General features: G+C 68.2%; 5 protein-coding genes. 4 read left to right on the top strand and 1 reads right to left on the bottom strand.

Annotation, left to right across the window (positions count from 1 at the left end; all coding sequences use genetic code 11):
* The 3 genes from DD1DGNOD_RS05840 to DD1DGNOD_RS05830 form a co-directional block, all read left to right on the top strand.
* Window positions 1–610, top strand: a 610-nt coding sequence (locus tag DD1DGNOD_RS05840; RefSeq protein WP_131769613.1) for a LytR C-terminal domain-containing protein, incomplete at its 5' end; no start/stop codon positions are given.
* Window positions 611–1,047: 437 nt separating this feature from the next.
* Complete coding sequence (locus DD1DGNOD_RS05835) at window positions 1,048–2,655, top strand: LCP family protein (protein WP_241251260.1); 1,608 nt, start codon at window positions 1,048–1,050, stop codon at window positions 2,653–2,655.
* Window positions 2,656–2,763: 108 nt separating this feature from the next.
* On the top strand, window positions 2,764–3,765 hold the full coding sequence (locus tag DD1DGNOD_RS05830; RefSeq protein WP_131765583.1) for a TIGR03089 family protein: 1,002 nt from the start codon (window positions 2,764–2,766) through the stop codon (window positions 3,763–3,765).
* Window positions 3,766–3,774: 9 nt separating this feature from the next.
* Here DD1DGNOD_RS05830 and DD1DGNOD_RS05825 read toward each other — a convergent pair whose 3' ends face one another.
* Entirely contained in the window at window positions 3,775–4,332 is a 558-nt protein-coding gene (locus tag DD1DGNOD_RS05825; RefSeq protein ID WP_131765582.1) for a beta-class carbonic anhydrase, read from the bottom strand.
* A gap of 550 nt (window positions 4,333–4,882) precedes the next feature.
* On the opposite strand from DD1DGNOD_RS05825, the gene DD1DGNOD_RS05820 reads away from it, so the two are divergent.
* Complete coding sequence (locus tag DD1DGNOD_RS05820) at window positions 4,883–5,392, top strand: GtrA family protein (protein WP_131765609.1); 510 nt, start codon at window positions 4,883–4,885, stop codon at window positions 5,390–5,392.
* Window positions 5,393–5,561: the final 169 nt, after the last annotated feature.

Genomic DNA, 5,561 nt, shown 5'->3' with positions numbered 1-5,561 from the left:
ACCCGGGAGGCCAACACCGACGGCGACGGCGACACCGAAGGCGACACCGACGGACCCTGCCGGCAGGACGACGCTGGTCCGGCCGTCGTCGATCACGCTGGACGTCCTCAACGGCACCACCACGGGTGGCCTCGCGACCAGCGCGGCAAAGGAACTGGCCGCGGCCGGATTCCGGGTCGCCCACGTCAGCAGCGCCGACGACCGGCACGCGGCCACCTCGCTGGTGCGCTACGGCCCGGACGGGCTCGCCGCGGCGCGCACCGTGGCTGCCGCGGTCCCTGGAGCGCAGCTACGCGAGGACCCGTCGCTGTCGGCTCACATCACGCTGGTGGTCGGTGCGGGCTTCAAAGGGGTGAACACGAAGGCACTGGTGGCCGGCTCGGGGCCGAGCAGCGGCACGACAGGCGCAGGGGGCGCTACCGGCACAGCCGGCACGACAGACACGACCGACACGTCAGCAGGCGCGGGAGGCAGGGAGGGGACGGCGGCGGACGACACGACGACGGGCCGGCTCGGCTCGCAGCACGCCCGGCCGAACCCGACGCCCTCACCCCCGGCTCCGACTCCGGCCGTCACCGCAGCCGAGCTCACCGCCAGCTGTACGTTTTAGGTCTATCAGGCGGGTTCCAGGCCTCCCGGGCAGGTGTCCGGCCATCCCTTGAACCGGCGTCCAGTGTCTGGTTTCTCTCGTTCGGGCACACCAAGTCACCGGCTACGAGCCGGCTAGAATCACTGCGAACCGGGCGTAGTCGGTCTCCCGGATCGTCAGCGCAGCCGATGCCGTCTGCCTTCCGCCGTGTACGGTGCCGGCGCCCGCGTATGGGCCTGCGGCGGGCCCGTCCGCCCCGGGCTCATGATCCGTGAACCGCAGCTTGAGTAACGATGATGTTACTTGTGGTTCTTCCCAGTACCCGGTGGTGAGGTGTCGTTCGCCTCATGGCAACGTCAGAGCAGCCCAAAGCGTCCCAATCAGACAGGGCCACGCTGCCTCGTGGACGCCAACACCACCACACCAGTCGCCCCGGCCGAGGAGGATTGAGGAAGCCGGTGAGTCGCAGACCTGCGCGCCGGCTGGCATTGCCCGCCGAGCTCAACCCACGGCTCCCCCTGAGCGCGCGCCGTCACGTGCGCTCGCCGCTGCGGATGCTGTCGGTCGGGGCGGCCACCGCCCTGTCAGTGCTGGTCCTCGCGGTCAGCTCCATCGGATGGGCGGCATACCGCTACTTCAACAGCTCAATCACCGGAGTCGCATGGTCGCCCGGCGGCGAGCGGCCGGCCGAACGGCCCGGCGAGATGAACATCCTCCTGCTCGGGGATGACAGCCGTGCGGGTACCAACGGTGAGTACGGCCAGGTCGACGGGGTCCGCTCCGACACCACGATCGTTGCCCACTTCGGGGCGGACGGCGCCGTTACCCTGGTGTCGTTTCCCCGGGACACCCTCGTGAGGGTGGCCCCCGGCATCCCGAAGGCGCCCCGGGACGGCAAGGACAAACTCACCAACATCCTCTCCTACGGCGGCGTGGAAGGGCTCACCCGCACATTGGAGAGCCTGACCAGCCTCAAGATCGATCATTTCATCTCGATCGACCTCGCCGGTTTCAAGACCATGACCGACGCGGTCGGCGGGGTGGACGTGTGCGTTGCGCCGCTGCCAGGTGGTGGCACGTCCAACCTGCACGACAACTATTCGCAGTGGCGGGGAAAGCTCGGCGTCAACCATCTCAACGGCGACCAGGCGCTGGCATTCGTCCGCACCCGCCACGCGCTGCCGGACGAGACCTACCGCGTCGCCCGCCAGCAGCAGTTCCTGTCGAAGCTGCTGGACAAGGCGACCAGCGCGGGCGTCCTCACCAACCCTGTCAAGATCACACAGTTGATCGGCGCCGTCGGCGGCTCGCTCAAGGTCGACAACGGCCTCACCGAGAACGGAGCGATGATCAAGATCGCGCAGCGACTCAGCGCGGTCGGCGGCGGAAAAGTAACTTTTATCACCATACCCACCTTTGTGCCGACGAAGTCCGACGGTGCCATCAACGACAAGGGTGAGATACCCCCGCACGGCCAGGTGCTGTTCTATGATCGCGCCGGCCTGGCCGCCCTCCTGGCCCCGCTGCGACCGGCGGCAGACGACATCCCGGCCAGTGGCGGCGGGAGCGGCGACGGGACGACCAGCCGGCCGTTGCTCCCGCCGGGCCAGGTGACCATTGCCGAAGTCCGCAACAAGACCGGCCGCTCCGGTCTGGCCGCGCAGACGACCGGCGCCCTCAGCGCCCTGGGATTCGCCGGTTCGATGAAGACCACCACCGGTCCGGCCGGACAGGTCATGACGGAGATCCGCTACCCGGCCGGGCAGGAAGAGGCCGCGCAAACGCTCAGTAGTATGATCACCGGCTCGCGAACCATCGAGGATCCAACCATCAGCCGGGGGCTGGTCCTGGTCCTTGGCACCTCGTTCACCGGTGTGACCGACGCGCCGGACCTGCCGACCCAGCCCCTCACCGCGTTGCGGGGGACGGCGGCCGGCTCCGCCGGCGGCGGGACCACTACCACGAGAGCCACGGGATCAGCCGTCCCAGGATCCGCGACGGCGCCGGGGGCGCCCGCCTCAGCGGCACCGCCTGTCGCCCCGGCGAACACGTCCTGCACCCCGTGAAGGGGCATACCTACGCCGTGGCCGACCTACCCGTAACCGACATACCACAGTACTGTCCGCGTCACCAAGTAACCAACCAGGCTGGCAGTGCACTACCGTGAGCATCCAATGAGTTCATCGACCTTCCCCACCGGACGCCTTCTCGACGGGGTCATCAACGGCGTCCTGGACACCGCTGTGGCCGCCGTGCCCGCTGATGCCCTCGGCTCCTCCGGCCGCCTCGCAGCCGGGGTGGCCGGCGCGGCTCCCCCGGCCGGCGCGGCCGACGTGAGCGGCGTCGCCGCGCTGCTGGCCCGCAGGGTGCGCGCGGACGCGGTACGCCCGCTGCTGACCTTCTACGACGACGCCACCGGCGAGCGGAGCGAACTGTCCGCCGCCACCGTCGACAACTGGGTCTCCAAGACCGCGAACCTGCTCGTCGACACGCTCGGAATCGCTGCGGGTGACACCGTCCGGATAGTCCTACCACCGCACTGGCAAACCGCGGTGGTGCTGCTCGCCGCATGGTCGGCGGGCGCCCGGGTGGCCGTTCAACGGCCCGACGTCGACACCGGTCCGGATGCCGTGTCCGGGACGGACGACCACGACGATCCACCGGTGGCGGTGTTCGTGACCGAGGACGCCGTGGATGATCCGATCGCGGTCGGCGACGGAGCCGAGATCGTCGCTCTGTCGTTGCGCCCGATGGGCGGACGGCTGGCCCAGCCGGTGCCGGGAGTACTCGACTTCGCGGGCGAGGTCCTCAGCCACGGCGACCGCTTCACCGCGCCGGTGCCGCCGGCAAATCAGCGGACCTTGACGCGTCTGGCCACCTACTACGCGCAGGCCTGGGACCTGACCGAACAGGACCGTATCCTGACCACGGCCGGCTACGACACGCCCGACGGGCTGCTCGGCGGGCTGCTGTCTCCCCTGGCTGCCGGAGCGTCGGTGGTCCTGTGCCGCCACCTTGACCGGGGGCTGCTCGACCGGCGAATCGCCGTCGAGCGCGTCACGGCGGTGTGCGGGCCGGCTGCGTCAGGACCGGCAGCGTCAGGACCGGCAGAGCCGGGACCCATCTTGGGACAGGCACCAACCGGCGTCCGGCGCCTCGGGACCGTGTCACTGTGACGACACCGGTCAGGCCGAGACCTCCCGCAGGGCGCCACTCGCCACGTCGTAGATGAAGCCCCGGACCGACGTCGTGGCGGCCAGGAAGGGGTTGGAACGGAGCAGCGAAATGGACAACCGCACGCTCGCTTCAAGATCATCAAATGCGTGGACGGGCCAGTCCGGTCGGGACCCCGTGCGTTCGAGCAGTTTGTTCCGGAATCCCTCGTCGGTGATCGTGACCATCCCGCACTGGGTGTGGCGCAACAGGATGATCTCAGTGGTGCCCAGCTCGTGCTGGCTGACCGCCAGCGAGCGAATCATGTCGTCGGTGACCACCCCGCCGGCGTTACGCAGGACATGCGCGTCACCTTCGCCGAGGCCCAGCAGGGCGTGCACGTCCAGGCGCGCGTCCATGCAGGCCAGAACCGCAACTCCGGTAGTCGGGCGGGCCGGACGGGCCCGCATCGGCTCGCCACCGGTCCGCCGGGCGGCCGCGAACTCCGCGGCGCGCCCCGCCAGCATGTCGGTGGCGCTGCGAGAGCGTTCCAGCCGCGATGGATCATCGCGGGCGTCGACCATGGTCATGGTTGTACAACCTCCATCGGCGCGGTGGACACACGAGGCAATGGACATATGGGGACGGTGGACGCGCAGCGGATGCCGACCCATGAGGCACACGGCAACGTCGCCGTGAAGGTCGCTGTGGAACCCACCGACAGTGCGCGACGCTTCGTCGCGACCCGGCGGGCACTTCTCCGGGAGACCAAGCATCGGGCCGTCACTACAGCTGGCCTCAACCAGCATGACGCGGCCACGCCGATTCCGCCAGCGGTTCACCGCGTCCCGCATCGTCATGATGCCGACCCGGCGCCAAGCCGGGCCAGGCCCACAATGCATCGCCCCACGGGGCACGGGTCATACTTACCGCAAGGGGATCAGTTCACTGAGCAACCCGAGGACATGATGTCGGCGGGTTGCACACCCAGCAGGCCAACGGCGACCGCGATCACGACTTTGCCTACGCCGTTGGAGATCGCTGGAAACCTGGGGGGGTCGGATGAGCCTATGGAAGCTGTCTGTACGCTCAGCCGGTGATACAAACCGGTCAAGATCATATGAGGTGAGCGTGGCAACGATGGACGGCGGTTCCAAGCGGTCGCGCTGGCAGCTACTTGTTCATGAAATGGCGAAGTTCGGTGTCGTCGGCGGCTTCTGCTACTTCGTCGACGTCCTCATCTCCAACCTGTGCCACGGCCTTTTCGGCATGGGTTGGCTCAGTGCGAAAACCGTCTCCACCATCGTGGCCGCAACCTGTGCCTATATCGGTAACCGGCACTGGTCCTTCACGCACCGGGCACGTACGGGCCTACGGCGTGAATACACTCTTTTCGTGATCCTCAACGGCATCGGGCTCGGGATCGCCCTAGGGTGCCTCGGGATCGCCCGCTATGTGCTGGGCCTGGACAGCGTGCTGGCCTTCAATCTAGCCGGAAACGTGGTCGGTACCGGCCTCGGGACCATCTTCAGGTTCTGGGCGTACAAGCGGTGGGTCTTCCTGCATCCCGACGATCCGAAGGCCGTGCTGTATGCCGCAGCCGATGCTCAGCGTAGTCAGAGCCTACCCGAGCCGGTAGGCCGTCTGTAACTGCGGAAAAGCCGCCGGTAACCGCAGGGAACAGGCGGTATCGAAACAGATACTCCTGGGTTTTCAACACGATTCTTTCCCGTCACGGCTTGCGCTGCGCAACACTTTTCGCGGCGGTCCGGCCGGCGCCGGCCCAGGTTCCGGACAACAGTCACACAACGTTCCGGAC

This window comes from Candidatus Protofrankia californiensis (assembly GCF_900634765.1).
Lineage (GTDB): Bacteria > Actinomycetota > Actinomycetes > Frankiales > Frankiaceae > Protofrankia > Protofrankia californiensis.
This window is presented reverse-complemented; position numbering and strand designations above follow the sequence as displayed.